Below are 17462 nucleotides of genomic sequence, written 5' to 3'. Positions count from 1 at the left end.
GTGTCGGGAGGGACCTTGTCGCGCACACGCACACCCGTTGTCGCCAGGTGGTTCGCCGGTGAGGGGGACGAGTTCAAGCTCCTCGGCACGCGCTGCACCGCCTGCACGTCGGTCTTCTTCCCCCGGGAGGACGCCCACTGCCGCAACCCCGGTTGCCCCGGCGGCGAGCTCCTGGAGGTCCCCCTCTCCCGCCGCGGGCGCGTCTGGTCGTACACGGACACCCGCTACCGCCCACCGTCACCCTATGTGACGGACCCGGAACTTCCGTGGGAGCCGTACGCGTTGATCGCTGTGGAGCTGGAGCCGGAACGGATGGTGGTACTGGGACAGGCTGCTCCCGGGATCACCGTCGCCGATCTGGCGGTCGGAATGGAGGTGGAGGTCGTCTCCGGCGTCCTGCCGGCGAGCGCGGAGACGACCTGGAACTGGCGGCCGACGGGGGTGCGGGCATGAGGCAGGACGTCGCGGTGCTCGGCGCGGGCATGCATCCGTGGGGCAAGTGGGGGCGCGGGTTCGTCGAGTACGGGGTCGCGGCGGCCCACGCGGCGCTCGCCGACGCCGGGCTGGACTGGCGGGACATCGGCTCGATCGTGGGGGCCGACACCGTGCGTGGCGGCTACCCGGGGTATGTGGCGGGCGCGACCTTCGCCAGGGCGCTCGGCTGGCAGGGGGCCCGTGTGGCGAGCGTGTACGCGGCCTGTGCGTCCGGCGCCCAGGCGGTCAACACCGCACGGGCGCAGATCCTTTCGGGCCTGTCGGACGTGGTGCTCGTGGTGGGCGCGGACGCGGCACCAAAGGGCTTCTTCCGGCCCGCTGGCGGAGACCGGCCCGAGGACCCGGACTGGCTGCGCTTCCGGGTCCTCGGGGCCACCAATCCGACGTACTTCGGGCTGTACGCGCGCCGGCGGATGGCCGTGCACGGGGACACGCCGGAGGACTTCGCGCAGGTGAAGGTGAAGAACTCGGCCGTGGGGGCGCTGAACCCGAACGCCCGTTACCGCAGCCGGGTCACCGCCGACGAGGTCGCCGCCTCCGCCGTCGTCGCGGATCCGCTGCGGTTGCTCGACATCTGCGCGACCTCCGACGGCGGGGCCGCGCTCGTGCTCTCCAGCATGGAGTTCGCCCGGCGGCACGGGGCGCCGCGGCCCGTGCGGATCCGGGCGGTGTCCACGGTGACGCCGCGTTACCCCAGCACCGTGCTGGACCTGCCGGACATCGCGACGGACTCCGCGGTGGCGGTCGAGCCCGCCGCGGAGACCTTCCGGACGTCCATCGCGTCGGCTGCCTACGAGGAGGCCGGCCTCGGGCCCGGGGACCTCTCCCTCGCCGAGGTCTACGACCTTTCCACCGCCCTGGAGTTGCAGTGGTACGAGGATCTCGGACTGTGCGGACAGGGTGAGGGCGCGAAGCTCCTGCGGGAGGGCGAGACCGCTCTGGGCGGGCGCATACCCGTCAACGTGAGCGGCGGACTCGCTTCCTTCGGGGAGGCCGTGCCGGCGCAGGCGATCGCCCAGGTCTGCGAGCTGACCTGGCAGCTGAGGGGGGATGCGGGTGAGAGGCAGGTGGCCGGGGCCCAGGTGGGGATCACCGCGAACCAGGGACTGTTCGGGCACGGTTCGGCGGTGATCGCGGTGCGGTGAGCGGTGGGCCGGCCACGGGAACCGGACGGCGCGGAGCCTGCCCCGGAAGCATAGGCCTGCGACCGCGCGGGCGTGAAGAGCGCAAGCCCTTTCGCCCACGCTGCGTGATCACGCCGAAATGCTGCGTGAACGTCTCGTGAACTGGGCCTGGGCAGGCTCAGGCAGCGCAATCATGCTGCCGTGCGCTCCTGGACGGATACTCTCCGCTTCGCCTTCCAACCGGTGGTCAACCTGACGACAGGCGGGGTCGCGGGCCTGGAGATACTCGCCCGGCCGGAGTCCGGCGACATCCTGGCCGAGGCCCGCCGCGATCCCGAACTGGACGGCCGGCTCGCGGTCCTGGCGGTCCGCGCGGCGGCGCGCCAGGAGACGTTGCTGCCGCTCCACGTCAACGTGTTCGCCGGCACTCTCGCCGACCTCGGCGGGCTCACCCCCCTGCGCGACGCCGTGCACGCGGTCGGGCGGCTGCCGTGGGAGGTGACGGTCGACGTCTGTCCGCCGTACACGCACGTGCCCCACAACGCGCTGCTGGAGGCGGTGGGCGGGTTGCGCGGGCAGGGCTTCCGGATCAGTGCGGACGGCGTCGGCGACGGGGACGCGCCCCTGCGACTGCTCACCGACATGGCGCCCGACCTGGTGAAACTCGATGCCTCACTGCTGACGCGACCGGCGGCGGTACGCGCCATGCGGACGCTGTGCGACCAGTTGGGAGCGCTGCTGTCCGTCGAGGGCGTGGAGAGCGAAGCGCAGTGTGCGGCGGCGCGGTCGGCGGGGGCGCAGCTCGCCCAGGGCGAGCTGTTCGCGCCGCCCTCACGGCTGCCGAGAGCGGACGTGTACGTTCCGCCCCGCTCCCCCGGTGTGCCGGCGGCGCCGCGTCAGGGTCCGTCGGTGCGTGAGTTCGTCCGGCCCGCCGCGCTGTTGCCCGCCACCGCGTCGGCCGCCCAGGTGCGGGCGTTGCTGACCGGGTCGCCCGAGGTGTCCGGGATCCTGCTGGTGGACCGGAACGGCGTGCCGGTCCGTTCGGTGCACCGGTCCCGCTTCCTGCTGTCGATGTCGGGACGCTACGGGCACGCGTTGTACGCCGACCGGCCCGCCGCCAGGCTCGGGGACGCGCCACGGACCGTGGGCGTCGACGCCACCGCGTGGGAGGTCCTGGACGTCGTCGCGGTCGGCGGGCGCGGCCGTACGTCCGACGATGTGGCCGTCGTCGACCGGTACGGGCGGTGCGTGGGCGTCGTACGGCTCGCGGACCTCGTACGGGCCCTGGCGGAGAGCCGGGTCGAGGAGGCGGCCGGGCTCAATCCGCTGACCCGGCTGCCCGGTTCGGACACCGTCACCGCCGAGGTGGACCGGCGGATCGCCGACGGGCTGCCGTTCGCGCTGAGTTGGCTGGATGTCGACCACTTCAAGCAGGTCAACGACGAGGCCGGATTCGCGGCGGGCGACGAGTTGATCCGGTCGGTGGGGCGGGCGTTGCAGCAGGTGGCGTCCGGCCGTACGCGCGTGGGGCACATCGGCGGGGACGACTTCCTGGTGCTCGCGGACACCGACGCGCTGGAGCCGCTCGCCGCCGCCGTACTGGACGCGCCCTGGTCGGCGGGCGGGCGTCCCGTGACGCTGTCCCTGGCCAGCGTGCTGTGCGCGCCGGGCAGTGTCACGGACCACCGGGAGGTCGCCGCACATCTGGCGCCGCTGAAGAAGGCCGCGAAGTCGCTGAGCGGGGCGAGCTGGATCCTGGGCCGTGCGGGTCTTTCCGGCCACGAGGTGCGGCGGGGCTCGGCGGCTTCCGGCGCCCAGACGGGATACGCGGTGGCGGAACCGGGCTGAGTGCCCAACCGGGCGGCAGCGCGCCTCGGTTCGGGCGGGGAGGGCCGCTCGGTCGGGGAGGCGAGGCCGTGGGTTCGGGCGGGGGGCCGCTCGGACGGGGAGGCGAGGCCGTCGGGTCGGGCGGGCAGGGCCGCTTGGTCGGGGAGGCGAAGTGGTCGGGGCGGGTGGCCTCGAACCGTTGTGGCCGGCCGAGGGCCCAACCCAACCGGGCGGGCAACGCGGCTCGGTTCGGGCCGGCAGGGCCGCTGGGCCGGGTCGGCCAAGCAGTCGGTTCGCGCGGGCAGAACGCTCGGTCGAGCGGGCAGGGCCGCCCGGCCGGGCCGGCGAAGCGGTCGGTTCCGGCGGGCAGGGCCGCTCGGTCGGGCAGGCGGAGTGGTCGGGGCGGGTGGCCTCGAACCGTTGCGGTCGGCGACCTTGACGCTCCGTGGCCGCCGGTGAACACTTCCGGGTGTCGGTCGACATCGCCGTACATTCTCGGCGTTACCAGGCACCACGCCGCGCGGGCCCCGCCTGAACCACGGGCCGTTCCCCCACGGGCGATTCGGCTGCGACGGCACGCTCGTCACGGACGCCGGGCGGGGCGCGGGACCCTCCCTGCCTTCGGCTGTTCGCCAAGGGAACCGCATCCCGCACGGAGGCCGGGGGCCGACTGCCCCTGGCCAGGCCTAGGAGCCGCCATGAGCAACGGAGACATATTCCTCGGCGAAGTCATCGGTACCGCGATTCTGATCCTCTTCGGCGCCGGCGTGGTCGCCGCCGTCGTACTGAACTACTCCAAGGCGAAGGACGCCGGCTGGATCGTCATCACGTTCGGCTGGGGCTTCGGTGTGCTGGCCGGGGCCTATACGGCCGCTCCGCTGTCCGGGGGGCACCTCAACCCGGCGGTGACCATCGGCATCGCCGTCGACACCGGGGACTGGGACAAGGTCCCGGTCTACATCGCGGGCCAGTTCGTCGGTGCCATGCTCGGCGCCGTCCTGTGCTGGCTGGTCTACCTCGCGCAGTTCCAGGCCAACGCCGAGGAGGAGATCGCCCAGCCCACGCTCGGGATCTTCTCCACCACACCCGCGATCCGCCATCCCGTGGCGAACCTCGTCACCGAGATCATCGCGACCATGGCGCTGGTGCTGCCGATCCTGGCCTTCGGCCTCACCAAGGGACTCGGTGAGTCCGGGACGTCGATCCTGATCGTGTCGTTCCTGGTGGTCGGCATCGGTCTGTCGCTCGGCGGCCCCACCGGATACGCCATCAACCCGGCCCGTGACCTGGGCCCGCGCATCGTCCACGCGCTGCTCCCCATTCCCAACAAAGGTACGTCCGACTGGAGTTACGCGTGGATTCCGGTGGTGGGACCGCTGATCGGCGGGGCCCTGTCCGGACTCATCTTCAACGCAGCCTTCTGAAGGAACCGACGAAGGGGACGTCATGACGGACAAGTTCGTCGCCGCTATCGACCAGGGCACCACCTCCAGCCGCTGCATCGTCTTCGACCAGAACGGTGCGATCGTCGCCGTCGACCAGCGGGAGCACCGGCAGATCTTTCCCAAGCCCGGCTGGGTGGAGCACGACGCCACCGAGATCTGGTCCAAGGTCCAGGCGGTGGTCGCCGGGGCGATCGCCAAGGCCGGGCTGCGTGCCGACCAGATCAGCGCGCTGGGCATCACCAACCAGCGGGAGACCACCGTCCTGTGGGACCGCGCCACGGGCAAACCCGTACACAACGCGATCGTGTGGCAGGACACGCGCACCGCGGCGCTGTGCCACCAACTCGGCGGCTCGGACGGGCAGGACCGCTTCCGCGACCAGACCGGTCTGCCGCTGGCCAGCTACTTCTCGGGCCCCAAGGCGGCCTGGCTGCTGGACAACGTGCCGGGGCTGCGCGCCCGGGCCGAGCGCGGGGAGATCGCCTTCGGCACCATCGACTCCTGGCTGATCTGGAACCTCACCGGCGGCACCGAGGGCGGGCAGCACGTCACCGACGTGACCAACGCCGGGCGCACCATGCTGATGAACCTGGAGACGCTCCAGTGGGACCAGTCCATCCTGTCCGCGATGAACGTGCCCGAGGCGGTGCTGCCCGAGATCAGGTCGTCCGCCGAGGTGTACGGCACCGCCGTCGGCCAGCTCGCCGGGGTGCCCGTCGCCTCCGCGCTGGGCGACCAGCAGGCGGCCGTGTTCGGACAGGCCTGCTACGACGTGGGGACCGCGAAGAACACGTACGGCACCGGCAGTTTCCTGCTGCTCAACACCGGCAACCGGCCCGTGCCGTCGAAGAACGGCCTGCTCACGACCATGGGCTACAAGATCGGCGGCGAGGCGCCCGTCTACTGCCTGGAAGGCTCGATCGCCATCACGGGCGCGCTGGTGCAGTGGTTCCGCGACCAACTGGGCATCATCCGCAGCGCCGACGAGATCGAGCCGTTGGCGGCGAGCGTGGACGACAACGGCGGCGCGTACATCGTGCCGGCGTTCTCGGGCCTGTACGCGCCGTACTGGCGCTCCGACGCGCGCGGTGTCGTCACCGGGCTCACCCGGTACGTCACCAAGGCACACCTCGCGCGCGCGGTGCTCGAGGCGACCAGCTGGCAGACGCGCGAGGTCGTCGACGCCATGTTCCAGGACTCCGGGGTCCAGATCACGACCCTGAAGGTGGACGGAGGCATGACCAAGAACAACCTCCTCATGCAGCACCAGGCGGACGTGCTCGGCGTGCCCGTCATCCGCCCCCGGGTCTCCGAGACCACCTGCCTCGGCGCCGCGTACGCGGCCGGACTCGCCACCGGGGTCTGGAACGACCTCGACGAACTCAAGGCGCATTGGCGGAAGGACGCCGAGTGGACGCCGTCGATGGAGGCCTCGGTGCGCGACCGCGAGTACGGCCACTGGCGCAAGGCCGTCGAGAAGAGCTTCGGCTGGCTGGAGGAGGGCGAGAACTAGGCGTACGCGGGTGGTCGGGCCTGCTTGAGTGGGGCGCACGCGCGCGTGGGTCATGGCTTGGAGCACGCGCCTACGCGGGCGAGGGCCACGCTCGGACCTGGCACGCACGCGCGCGTGGGTCACGCGGCTCGGAGCACGCACGCGTGGGCCACGCTCCGCGTGAGCAGGAGCACGAGCGCGCACGCGAGACGCCGAGGGACGCGGCCCGTACCCCGGTCGGCGGGGGTACGGGCCGTACCTTCATCATGCGGGCCATGGGCTGTGCGTCGGACGAGGTGCGGGCCGCCTCGTGCGCGGGCCAGGCTGCGGGCCGGGCGTGGATGAGGTGGCGGGCCCGGCGCGGTCGAGTGGCGGGCCGGGTGCGGTCAGGGGTGGCGGGCCCGCCGTGGTCAGGTGGTGACCGCCTCGCGGCGGGTCGCCGCGTGGGCCATCGCGTGCTGGACCACGCCGACTAGGGTCTCCTTGACGGACTCGCGGTCGCGGGCGTCGCACAGCAGGAGAGGTACGCCCTCGTCGAGGTCCAGGGCCTGACGGACGGCGTCCACCGGGTAACGGGCGGCTCCCTCGAAGCAGTTGATGCCGACGACGAAGGGGATGTCGCGCCGCTCGAAGTAGTCGACGGCGGCGAAGCAGTCCTCCAGGCGGCGGGTGTCGGCGAGGACGACGGCTCCGAGCGCCCCCTCGGAGAGCTCGTCCCACATGAACCAGAAACGATCCTGGCCGGGCGTGCCGAAGAGGTACAGCACCAGGTCCTCGCGGAGCGTGATGCGGCCGAAGTCCATGGCCACGGTGGTGGTGTACTTGCCCTCCACCCCGCTCGTGTCGTCGACCGGGCGGCCGGCCTCGGTGAGGAACTCCTCGGTGCGCAGCGGCTTGATCTCGCTGACCGCGCCGACGAGCGTGGTCTTGCCCACGCCGAAGCCGCCGGCGACCAGAATCTTCAGCGTGACGGGCTCGACCGGGGGTTTGCCGCGCTCAGAGCGCCCGAAGATCATCGATCTCTTCTCCTGCTTGGTAAGGGTCGGGCGACGACGGTCCGTGGCCTCCGCCGCCGGGGTCTCGACGGGAAGTTCGCCGCGGTGGACGACAGTGTGGTGGCGGTTCGGGCGGTCGACGCGCGGCGCGGTCGGCGCAGGGGGCGCCTCGGTCGGCCCGGAACTGACGACGCGTCACGTCGGTCCCCCGCTTCCGCGCCGCTCACAGCGCCCGGAGGCCGCTGATGACATCGCGCAGAATGCTTTCGTCGGGGAGTTCGGCCGGGGGTACGGGCCGGTTCACGTGGACGAACTCCCCGTGCACCAGGTCCCCGACGAGAACCCGGACGACTCCGACGGGCAGATCGAGTTCGGCGGCGAGTTCGGCGACCGACTGCGGGCTGTCACGGCAAAGTTCGACGATGTCCACGTGTTCCGGGGACAGTGAGTGGTCGGCTTCCGGATCGTCCGCCTCGACCTCCGTGACGACCAACGCGATGAGGTCGAGGCGGTGTTGGCCCGCGCTGGTGGTGCGGCCGCGCGTCATGGCGTACGGACGGACGACCGGACCGGCTTCGTCGTCGAACCAGTGGCTTCTTCCCTGACCGTCTGCGCTCATGCCATCCCACTACCCGCCCGAGGGCAGATCGGTGCGCGGCACGGCGCCCAGATGCACACCGACGCGCTTGACGAGGAGCGTCATCTCGTAGGCGACCTGGCCGACGTCGGAGTCGGCGTCCGAGAGAACGGCGAGGCAACTGCCGTCGCCCGCCGCGGTCACGAACAGGAAGGCCTCGTCCAGCTCGACGACCGTCTGGCGGACGCTGCCCGCCTCGAAGTGGCGGCCCACGCCCTTGGCGAGGCTGTGGAACCCGGAGGCGACGGCCGCCAGGTGCTCGCCGTCCTCGCGGGACAGGTCCTTGGACACCCCGGTGGCCAGTCCGTCGCCGGAGAGCACGACGGCCTTGCGGATGCTCGCGACGCGGTCGACCAGGTCGTCCAGCAGCCAGTTGAGTTCGCCGGACTGGCTGGTCGTGGTCCGGTCGGTCGGCTTCGGTGCGGTCATCGACCGTCCCCCTTTGTCGTTCGTTGTGGTGCCGCGCCGCTGTGGGCGTCGTCGCCCTCGGCGTTCTCCTCACGGCCGCGCTGCCAGCCGCGCTGGAGCGAGGCCATACGGCTGCGTACCTCGTCGGCGTCCCGGTCGGCCGGCTCCGAAGCGGCCTGAGGGCGCCGCTCGGTGCTGTTCTTCAGCTGCGGGGCAAGGCTGGCCTGTCGCACGCGGCGGGGCAGGGCCGCCGTACCGGAGCCGGCGTCCTGCACGGAGCCGGTGGCGCCCGGGCCCCGCGTGGAGCCGAGGCCTCCGTCGAGGCCGGGGCTCTCGGTGAGGCCGGAGCCACCGGTGCGGGCCGAGGTCGGGGCGGGGTCGGTGGCGCCGCTCGACGCGATCTCGGCGCGGCGGGTGCGCCTGGGGAGCGCGGGGGCCTCCGGGCTCTCGTCGAGGTCCCGGTCGGCGGCGGCCGGCGCGCCCGTGAACTCGTCGGTGCGGTCGGCCAGTCCGGTGCCGCGGCGCAGCGGCGCAGCACCGCGGCGGCGGGACGGCAGCGGGCCGGGCGGCCGCGGCCAGGTCGGATCCGTCGAGGGCTCCTCCGGCTCCTCCCGGCGCGACCGCGGCTCGCTGACCGGGCGTCCGTGGGAGCTGACCAGCTTGGGTGTCCGACGGCGCGGCAGCGACACGGCGGCGCCCAGGCGGTCGTCCGAACCGGCCGGGTCCGGTCCGCCATGGGCGTCGGGGACCTCGTGCAGCGGCTCGCCGAGCCGGCCCGGCGTCTCGTCGTCGGCGCCGAGGAGCGTGCGGCGCGGGCGGAAGAGCCCACCGCGTTCGCTGTCCTCGTCGTCGAGCGCGCCCGGGAACTCCTCGATGGCGTCCAGGTCGACGGGTGCCTCCAGCTCCACCGGACCGCCCAGGAGCGAGGCGGGCAGGCCGGGCAGCTGTGCGGGCACCTTGGTGAGCGAGGTCCGGTGCGCCGTCTCCAGTTCGGCTTCCTTCGAGGGCTGGGGCCGGTCGAGGCGGAAGCCGATGCCGTTGGTGTCCGGGACGTCGTCCGTCAGGAGCGCGTCGGGGATGAAGACGACGGCCGTCGTACCGCCGTACGGGGACGGCTGCAGCGAGACCCGGACGTTCTGTCGCTGGGCGAGCCGGCTGACGACGAACAGGCCGAGCCGGTCGGTGTCGGACAGCTCGAACTCGGGTGTCTCGGCGAGCCGGAGGTTGGCGTCCAGCAGGGCGTCGGCCGCCATGCCGAGGCCGCGGTCGTGGATCTCCAGGGTGAAACCGTTGGCGACCCGTTCGCCGATCACCTGGACGGCGGTGTGCGGCGGGGAGAACACGGTGGCGTTCTCCAGGAGTTCGGCCACCAGGTGGGTGAGGTCGGCGACGGCCGGGCCGGTGACGGCGACCCGGGGCAGCCTGCGGACCTCGATGCGTTCGTAGTCCTCCACCTCGGCCACGGCGGCCCGTACGACGTCCATGAGCTGGACGGGCTTGCGCCACTGCCGGGAGGGGGCGGCCCCGGAGAGGATCACCAGGCCCTCGGCGTGCCGGCGCATACGGGTGGTGAGGTGGTCGAGGCGGAACAGGTCGGCGAGTTCGTCGGTGTCCTCGGTCCTGCGCTCCATGGTGTCGAGCAGGGTGAGCTGCTTGTGCAGCAGGACCTGGCTGCGGCGAGCGAGGTTCACGAAGACCTCGGAGACGCCGGCGCGGAGTTCGGCCTGCTTGACGGCGGCTTCGACGGCGGCCCGCTGCAGTGTGTTGAGGGCCTGGCCGACCTCGCCCATCTCGTTCCTGTCGTACTCCAGGCGCGGCACCTCGGTCTCCACGTCGACCTGTTCGCCCGCGGACAGGCGGCGCATCACGCTGGGCAGGCGCACGCCGGACGCCTCGTGCGCCTCCAGGCGCAGCTTCCGCAGGTCACGGATGAGGCCGCGGCCGATGCGTACGGACAGGACGAGCGAGAAGATCACCGCGAGCAGCCCGAGAACGCCGACGACGGACGCCTTGACGATGACGCCCATCGCCGTCGGCTGGACCCGGTCCTGGTAGCGGTCACCCGCCTCGTCGTCGAGGGTGGCGAGCTCGTCGAGCACGTTTCCGGCGGCGGCGTCCCAGTTCTTGGCGCTCACGGTGCCGGCGGCGCTGCCGGGCTCCGAGGCGATGACGTCCTCCTCGGCCGACCGCAGGGGGGCGGTGGAGGCGTTCTTCCAGAAGTGCTGGTAGCGCTCACGCTCGGACGGGGGCAGGACCGGCAGGCTGATGTCGTACAGCAGGGTGCGCTGGGCGACGAGGTCGGAGAGGTCGCGGATCTCGTCGCCGGAGAGTTTCCCGACCACCAGGGAGGAGCCGAGCAGCGCGTCCTCGCGGGAGAGCAGTTCGCGGGCGCGGGTCACGTTGACGAGGGCGCGGGCCTGCTTGTCCATCTCGACGCTGTCGACGCCGTCGAGCGACGCCAGCAGGGCGTAGACGGGGTCCACGAGCCGGTTGTAGAGGGTGAGGGCCTGCTGTCGGGGGAGCGTGCCCTCCTCGACGCCGCGGCGCAGCGAGTCGATGCCGTCGAAGGCGTCGAGGACGGTGGTGAGGCGTTCGGCGTCGTCCTCGTCGAGTCCGTCGCGGACGTCGGAGTTCTTCGTGTTGTCGCGGAACTTGGTCACCGCCGCGTCGGTGAGGCCGCGCGTGGTGCGGAGTGCGGACAGCGCGTCCGAGGCCCGGGGATCGGCCAGGTAGACGAGGGTCTGGCGGCGTTCCTGCTGCAGGCCGCGGACGGCGTCCTCGGCGGGGTAGCCGATCTTCTCGACGACGGAGGACATCTGGAACAGCTGGGCCACTTCCCGGCCTGTCAGTACCGTGGCGAAGCCCCAGATCGCGGCGAGGGACACCAGCGGCACGAGAAGCAGCGCCACGATCTTCCGGCGGATCGACTTCCCGCGAAAGCGCATGGCCTCCCCCAGCTCGACCCCCAGTCAGGGGGCACACATTTACGTCAACAAACGGCGCGAGCCTACTACTGCCGCACAGGTAACTCGAAGACCCGTCCGGAACCTGAACTTCCGCACCCGGGACGAGACATGGCGAGTTGTCCGCTCATTGGGGGAGATTGTCCCCTGTGAGCCCACGGCGGCCCCCGGATCGAATGCGAACGCCCTGTCTGGGCAGTTGGCCGGAATTCTTCGCTCAGCGGGAATCTTGAAGACGCTTCGTTCGTCTTTCTTGTGGGAGTTGGGGGCGGAATCGGCCACAGGAGCCGCATCTCGCATCCGGGGCAGCGTAAAACAGCGCAAGCCGGGCAGCCACTGTGAAGCCGGTTCTTCGGACACCGGGGCGAGGGTCTGCAGGCGGTGGGGAGTGACACGTTGATGGGCACGGCGGAGCGGCGCGAGGCGCCCGAAGGCGGCATGACGGCACAGTTGACTGTGCGGCGGGGTCCTGGGGCACCGGATCGCGACATTCCAGCGGCCGGGCGTACGGCGACGGGCGGGCACCGGCTCGGAGCGGATACGGCCGACGGGGCGGCGCGCCACGAGGACACCCCGGGGACCGAGGGACGAGTGAGGGCGCCGCGCACGAGTGCGGCGGCCGGCGCGTACGACACCGTGTATGAGCCGCCGTCATCCCGGCCGTTGTGGGTCGACGAGCCGGCGCGGCGGCGTCGGATGCCGGACCCGGTGCGCACGGCGGCGGTGCGGGCGGTACTCGTCATCGCCGTGACGCTGATTCAGGCGATGGTGGCCTTCCTGTGCACCATGGCCGGCTCGTGGCTGGCGTTCCCGATGGTGCTCAGCGGTGTGGCCAGCACCGTGGTGGCCACCTGGGCAGCTCTCGACGTCTGGGTCACACGTCAGGTCTGGAACCAGCGCAACGGCGTGGTGTCGGCGCCGAGCAGCACCGCGCGGGCCCTGCGCCGCGAGCGGCGCAAGGTCAGGCGGCAGACGCGTACGACGGAGCGGGCCCAGGAGCGGATACGGCGGCAGGGCGGCGCGGGGCAGCTGTCGCACTCCTGAGGGCCGGCGACCTCCGGAAGCCCGATGCCACGGCAACGGCTCTCGGCCGAGGTCCGGTCCCGCGTGGAGCCGGCCCTCGGCCGCCGTTTCAGAGTGCGGCAGGCTGCACCCGGCTCTCCTGCCGCGCGAGTTCGCGCCGGGTGCGCATGAACGGGCGGGGGCGGTTCACGGCGAGTACGGCGGTCGTCCGTCCGTCCCGCTCGTAGACAGCGAGGAAGCCGTCTTCGGCGGGCGCCCCCTCGGACAGCTCGCCCTCGGCGATGCGCACGGTGTCCCCGGGCCGGCGCCGGCCGGCGAACTGGATGCGCGCCCCGTACTGGTCCGACCAGAAGTACGGCAGCGACCGCGCGGTCTCCAGGGGGCGGCCCGCGAGCAGGTTGGTCACGGCGACCCGGGGTTGTTCCGTCGCGGAGGTCCAGTGCTCGGCCCGGTGGCCGCCCACTCGGGCGACGTCGCCGACCGCGACCACCTGCGGCAGGGCCGTCATGCAGCCGTCGTCGCACAGGACGCCGTCCTGCAGGGCGAGTGTCGAACCGGCCAGCCAGGCGGTGTTGGGGGTGGCGCCGATACCGACGATCACGATGTCGGCGGGCAGCAGGCGGCCGTCGGCGAGTCCCACCCCTGTGACGGCGTCCGTGCCGCGCAACCCCGCCACTCCGGTACCCGTGACCAGCTCCGCTCCGCCGCGGCGGTGCAGGGCGGCGCACACGGTGGCCATCTCGGCGCCGAGTTGAGGCGCCAGAGGCAGCGCGGCCGCCTCGACAACGGTGACGGTGTGCCCGAGGGCGGCGCAGGACGAGGCGGTTTCGGCGCCGATGAAACCGCCGCCGATGACGACGACCTGACGTGGTCCCCGGCCCAGTTCGTCGCGCAGGGTTCGGGCGTCGTCGAGGGTGCGCAGGGTGTGCACTCCGGAGAGTCCGGCACCCGGGAGGCGGCGGGCCGAGGCACCGGTGGCGATGACGACTCCGTCGGTCGAGACGGTGCGGCCGTTGTCCAGCAGCACGGTGCGGCCCCGGGAGTCGAGGCCGCGCGCCCGCACGCCGAGGCGCCACTCGGCGTCGAGTTCGGCGATCTCGTCGGCGTCGGCCAGGGCGAGGTGGTCCTCGTCCGCGCGGCCGGTGAGGAAGTCCTTGGAGAGGGGAGGGCGGTCATAGGGGCGGTGCGCTTCGTCGCCGACGATCACCAGTCGTCCGTCGAAGCCCTGGGCTCGCAGTTCCCGGGCGGCGTAGAGACCGGAGAGTGAGGCGCCGACGACGGTCACGGTCCTCATGCGGAACGGCTCCTCTCGGGGGTCGGCGTGGGGGCGGACGTCGCCGTCGGTGCGGCGCTTGCTGCGCGGGCGACGCACGCCGTGCAGGCGACGCACGCCGTGCAGGCGACGCATCCCGTGCAGGCGGCGCATGCCGTGGACGCGGCCCCCTCCGTGCCCTCCGTACGAACCCGTCGGGCCACGCGCGCGGTGCGGAGCCCGCCCGCCGTGCGGGTCGGCTCCGCGGCGATGCGTGTCACGGGGCTGGGACGGGCCGCACCGGCCGCTCGCCCCGGGCAGGCGGACCGGCGGGCCGTCGTGCGCCACACGTTCGGGGCGTTCATGCGGCGGTCCCCTCCTGCGCGTCGAGGTGGACGTGGACGACGCCGTCCTCGACGGTGACGCGATGGGTGCGGACGGCGCGGCGGGCCGGAAGGCAGGTGGGCCGGCCCGTGCGAAGGTCGAATGAGGCGGCGTGCAGCGGGCATTCGACCAGACAGCCCTCCAGCCACCCCTCGGAGAGAGAGGCGTCCTGATGGGTGCAGGTGTCGTCGATGGCGTACAACTCGCCGTCGTCGGTCCGGAACACGGCGACGGGTGGCGTCGTCTCCAGACGGACGGACTCACCCTCGGGGAGGTCTTCGAGGCGGCAGACGGGAATCATGGGCCCCCCTCTCGGTCCGGCACGCGCGGTCCGGAACCGACTCGGTCCAAGCAGTCAGGGTCGTTCAGGGAGTATCGGACCGCCGTTGGTCCGGACGTCCGGTCCTGTTCGGGGCTTCGCAGCCCTTCCCGGAGCCGGACCCTTCGGTAACATGATGTTTCGTATGGCGCATGAGCAAGCGCTATGCGCAACAGAATCCGGGCGGGACGACCGTCGCGTCAAGGGTTTCCCGCAGATGCGGCCCAAACCGGGCCGACAGGTGGTGAGAGTCGAGCCATGACCCGCACACAGAAGCAGTCCGACCGTGGTGAGGAGCAGGCCGTGGAGCCGGCGGAGCCGAAGGGGTCCGGGAAGCCGGAGAAGCCCGGGACCGCGGCGCAGCACAACGGCCGGGGCGCGGCGAGCGCCGTGCAGTCGGTGGACCGTGCCGTGAGCGTGCTGGAGATCCTGGCCCGGCACGGCGAGGCGGGTGTCACGGAGATCGCCGACGAGCTGGACGTGCACAAGTCCACCGCGTTCCGCCTGCTGGGCGTTCTGGAGAACCGCGGTCTGGTGGCCCAGGCCAAGGACCGCGGCAAGTACTACCTGGGGGCCGGCGTCCTGCGCCTGGCGGGAGCGGCCGCGGTGCGCCTGGACATCTCGCAGGAGGGTGTCCCGGTCTGCCGGGAACTCGCCGACGAGCTGGGCGAGACGGTCAACATCGCGGTCCTGGACGACGACGCGGCGGTCAACATCATGCAGGCCCGCGGCACCGCCTCGGTGACCGCGCAGAACTGGCTGGGCAGACGTACTCCGCTGCACGCCACCTCCAGCGGCAAGGTGCTGCTCGCGCACATGCCGCCCACCCTGCGCGAGGGCCTGCTGGCCCGCGCCCTGCCCCGCTTCACGGAGCGCACCATCACCGGCGCGTCGGTGCTGCGCGGCGAACTGGAGGCGGTGGTGGAGCAGGGCTACGGCCTCACCATCGAGGAGCTGGAACTGGGACTGGCCGCGGTGGCCACCCCGATCCGGGCGCACGACGGCAAGGTCATCGCCGCGATCAGCGTCTCGGGGCCGGTGTACCGCCTCAACGGCGACCGGCTGCCGGAGGTGGCCAAGCGCACGGTGGCGGCCGGGGCCGAACTGTCGCGGCGGATGGGCTACGGCTTCTGACGGACCTCCGGGCGGACACGATCCGTCGCGCGGCCGCGGCGCGGGACCGGGAACCCTCCTGGTCCCGCGCCGTCGTGTGTCCGGCAGGTTTCGTCCGTCCCGTTCCTTTTGCCAAGGGTTAACTCGCACCTCTTGACGGCCGCTCGATCCCGTTCTCAGTATGTTCCTCATCGCGCAACCCATCGTGCATTGCGCAACAGCAGAGGAGCTTGTCGTGCCACACGAGGTCCGTGCCGTAGTCGCTGTCAAGAAGGGCGCACCCGTCGAGGTGCAGACGATCGTCGTTCCCGACCCGGGGCCCGGAGAGGTGCTCGTCACCGTTCAGGCCTGCGGGGTCTGCCACACGGACCTGCACTACCGGGAGGGCGCGATCACGGACGACTTCCCGTTCCTCCTCGGCCATGAGGCGGCGGGCACGATCGAGGCGGTCGGCGACGGCGTCACCGACCTGGAGCCCGGCGACTACGTGGTCCTCGCCTGGCGCGCGCCCTGCGGTTCGTGTCGCTCCTGTCGCCGCGGCCGCCCCTGGTACTGCTTCGACTCCCGCAACGCCACCCAGCCGATGACCCTGCTCGACGGCACCCCGCTCACCAACGCCCTCGGTATCGGCGCGTTCGCCGAGAAGACGCTGGTCGCGGCCGGTCAGGCCGTGAAGATCGACCCGGCCGCCCGCCCCGAGGCCGCCGGTCTCATCGGCTGCGGCGTGATGGCCGGCTACGGCGCCGCCGTGAACACCGGCAACGTGGGCCGCGGCGACTCGGTCGCCGTCATCGGCTGCGGCGGCGTCGGCAACGCGGCCATCGCGGGTGCCTGCCTGAACGGCGCCATGAAGGTCATCGCCATCGACATCGACGACAAGAAACTCGACCAGGCCGAGAAGTTCGGCGCCACGCACACCGTCAACTCCCGGGGCACCGATCCGATCGAGGCCGTCCGCGCCCTCACCGACGGTTTCGGTGTCGACATCGCGATCGACGCGGTGGGCAGGCCGGAGACGTTCCTGCAGGCCTTCGCCATGCGCGACCACGCGGGCACGCTCGTCCAGGTCGGCGTCCCCTCCCCCGAGATGAAGGTCGAGCTCCCGCTGATCGACGTGTTCTCGCGCGGCGGCGCCATCAAGGCGAGCTGGTACGGAGACTGCCTGCCGAGCCGGGACTTCCCGTACCTGATCGACCAGTACCTGTACGGACTGCTGGACCTCAACGCGTTCGTGACCGAGACGATCGCCCTCGACCAGGTCGAGGAGGCTTTCGCCAAGATGCACCGGGGTGAGGTGCTGCGCTCGGTGGTGGTCCTGTGAGCGCCCGGGGAGCCGTACGGGTCGACCAGGTCGTCACCTCCGGCACCTTCAGCCTCGACGGCGAGACCTTCGACGTGGACAACAACGTCTGGCTCGTCGGCGACGACGAGGAGGTGCTGGTCATCGACGCCGCGCACGACGCCCGCACGATCCACGACGCGATCGCAGGACGGCACGTCACCGCGATCGCCTGCACCCACGGGCACGACGACCACATCGACGCGGCGCCCGAACTCTCCCGCCTGACCGGCGCCCCCGTCCTCCTGCACGCCAACGACAACGAGCTGTGGTCGCACACCCACCCCACCCGAAAGCCGGACGGGGAACTGACCGACGGCCGGATCCTCACGGTCGCCGGGATCGAGCTCCACGTCATCCACAATCCGGGTCACACCTGGGGCAGTTGCTCGCTCCACGCCCCGTTCCTGAACACGGTCTTCACCGGCGACACCCTCTTCCACGGCGGCCCGGGCGCGACCGGCCGCTCCTACTCCGACCGTCCCACCATCGAGACGTCCATCCGCGACCGACTGCTCACCCTGCCCGGGGACACGGTCGTGCGCACCGGACACGGCAGGGACACGACGATCGCCGACGAACGGCCCCACGTCCCCGCCCTCTGAGCACTCCCCCAGCGCGTTCGCTCCCCACCCCGGCAAGGAGG

At 72.1% G+C, this 17462-nt stretch carries 15 protein-coding genes; 9 read left to right on the top strand and 6 right to left on the bottom strand.

Annotation, left to right across the window (positions count from 1 at the left end; genetic code table 11):
• Positions 1-15 precede the first annotated feature (15 nt).
• From OG985_RS37720 to glpK, 5 genes are all read left to right on the top strand, one after another.
• Positions 16-453, top strand: coding sequence for a Zn-ribbon domain-containing OB-fold protein (locus tag OG985_RS37720; RefSeq protein ID WP_371672859.1), 438 nt, complete (start codon positions 16-18; stop codon positions 451-453).
• Positions 450-1640, top strand: coding sequence for a lipid-transfer protein (locus OG985_RS37715; protein ID WP_371672858.1), 1191 nt, complete (start codon positions 450-452; stop codon positions 1638-1640). The genes OG985_RS37720 and OG985_RS37715 overlap by 4 nt, the downstream gene beginning before the upstream one ends.
• 180 nt (positions 1641-1820) lie before the next feature.
• Positions 1821-3467, top strand: a complete 1647-nt coding sequence (locus tag OG985_RS37710) for an EAL domain-containing protein (RefSeq protein ID WP_371672857.1) — start codon at positions 1821-1823, stop codon at positions 3465-3467.
• 677 nt (positions 3468-4144) lie between these two features.
• The gene (locus OG985_RS37705) at positions 4145-4870 is read left to right on the top strand and encodes an MIP/aquaporin family protein (protein ID WP_371672856.1); all 726 of its coding nucleotides are present in this window, start codon (positions 4145-4147) and stop codon (positions 4868-4870) included.
• Between the two features lie 22 nt (positions 4871-4892).
• Positions 4893-6404 (top strand): glycerol kinase GlpK, encoded by a 1512-nt coding sequence (gene glpK, locus OG985_RS37700; protein ID WP_371672855.1) that lies wholly within the window; start codon positions 4893-4895, stop codon positions 6402-6404.
• A gap of 389 nt (positions 6405-6793) precedes the next feature.
• On the opposite strand, the gene OG985_RS37695 is transcribed toward glpK, so the two are convergent.
• From OG985_RS37695 to OG985_RS37680, 4 genes are all read right to left on the bottom strand, one after another.
• Positions 6794-7399 carry an ATP/GTP-binding protein gene (locus OG985_RS37695; RefSeq protein WP_371672854.1) on the bottom strand — a complete coding sequence of 202 codons (606 nt, stop codon included), beginning with the start codon at positions 7397-7399 and terminating at the stop codon, positions 6794-6796.
• A gap of 202 nt (positions 7400-7601) precedes the next feature.
• Positions 7602-7997, bottom strand: coding sequence for a DUF742 domain-containing protein (locus OG985_RS37690; RefSeq protein WP_371672853.1), 396 nt, complete (start codon positions 7995-7997; stop codon positions 7602-7604).
• 9 nt (positions 7998-8006) lie between these two features.
• The gene (locus tag OG985_RS37685) at positions 8007-8444 is read right to left on the bottom strand and encodes a roadblock/LC7 domain-containing protein (RefSeq protein ID WP_371672852.1); all 438 of its coding nucleotides are present in this window, start codon (positions 8442-8444) and stop codon (positions 8007-8009) included.
• On the bottom strand, positions 8441-11368 hold the full coding sequence (locus OG985_RS37680; protein WP_371672851.1) for a nitrate- and nitrite sensing domain-containing protein: 2928 nt from the start codon (positions 11366-11368) through the stop codon (positions 8441-8443). Before OG985_RS37680 ends, OG985_RS37685 begins: the two co-directional genes overlap by 4 nt.
• 417 nt (positions 11369-11785) lie before the next feature.
• On the opposite strand from OG985_RS37680, the gene OG985_RS37675 reads away from it, so the two are divergent.
• A complete protein-coding gene (locus OG985_RS37675) occupies positions 11786-12430 on the top strand; it encodes a hypothetical protein (protein WP_371672850.1) in 645 nt (214 codons plus the stop codon).
• A gap of 88 nt (positions 12431-12518) precedes the next feature.
• Here OG985_RS37675 and OG985_RS37670 read toward each other — a convergent pair whose 3' ends face one another.
• A complete protein-coding gene (locus OG985_RS37670; protein ID WP_371674606.1) occupies positions 12519-13703 on the bottom strand; it encodes an NAD(P)/FAD-dependent oxidoreductase in 1185 nt (394 codons plus the stop codon).
• 319 nt (positions 13704-14022) lie between these two features.
• Entirely contained in the window at positions 14023-14346 is a 324-nt protein-coding gene (locus OG985_RS37665) for a bifunctional 3-phenylpropionate/cinnamic acid dioxygenase ferredoxin subunit (protein ID WP_371672849.1), read from the bottom strand.
• A gap of 408 nt (positions 14347-14754) precedes the next feature.
• Here OG985_RS37665 and OG985_RS37660 point away from each other — a divergent pair, with 408 nt between their 5' ends.
• From OG985_RS37660 to OG985_RS37650, 3 genes are all read left to right on the top strand, one after another.
• Positions 14755-15498, top strand: a complete 744-nt coding sequence (locus OG985_RS37660) for an IclR family transcriptional regulator (protein WP_371674605.1) — start codon at positions 14755-14757, stop codon at positions 15496-15498.
• A 214-nt stretch (positions 15499-15712) separates the two neighbouring features.
• Positions 15713-16798 (top strand): S-(hydroxymethyl)mycothiol dehydrogenase, encoded by a 1086-nt coding sequence (locus OG985_RS37655; protein ID WP_371672848.1) that lies wholly within the window; start codon positions 15713-15715, stop codon positions 16796-16798.
• Complete coding sequence (locus OG985_RS37650; RefSeq protein WP_371672847.1) at positions 16795-17421, top strand: MBL fold metallo-hydrolase; 627 nt, start codon at positions 16795-16797, stop codon at positions 17419-17421. The genes OG985_RS37655 and OG985_RS37650 overlap by 4 nt, the downstream gene beginning before the upstream one ends.
• Positions 17422-17462 lie beyond the last annotated feature (41 nt).

The organism is Streptomyces sp. NBC_00289 (assembly GCF_041435115.1).
Classification (GTDB): domain Bacteria; phylum Actinomycetota; class Actinomycetes; order Streptomycetales; family Streptomycetaceae; genus Streptomyces.
The sequence above is the reverse complement of the archived record's forward strand: the minus strand, read 5'-3'. Positions and strand labels throughout refer to the sequence as shown.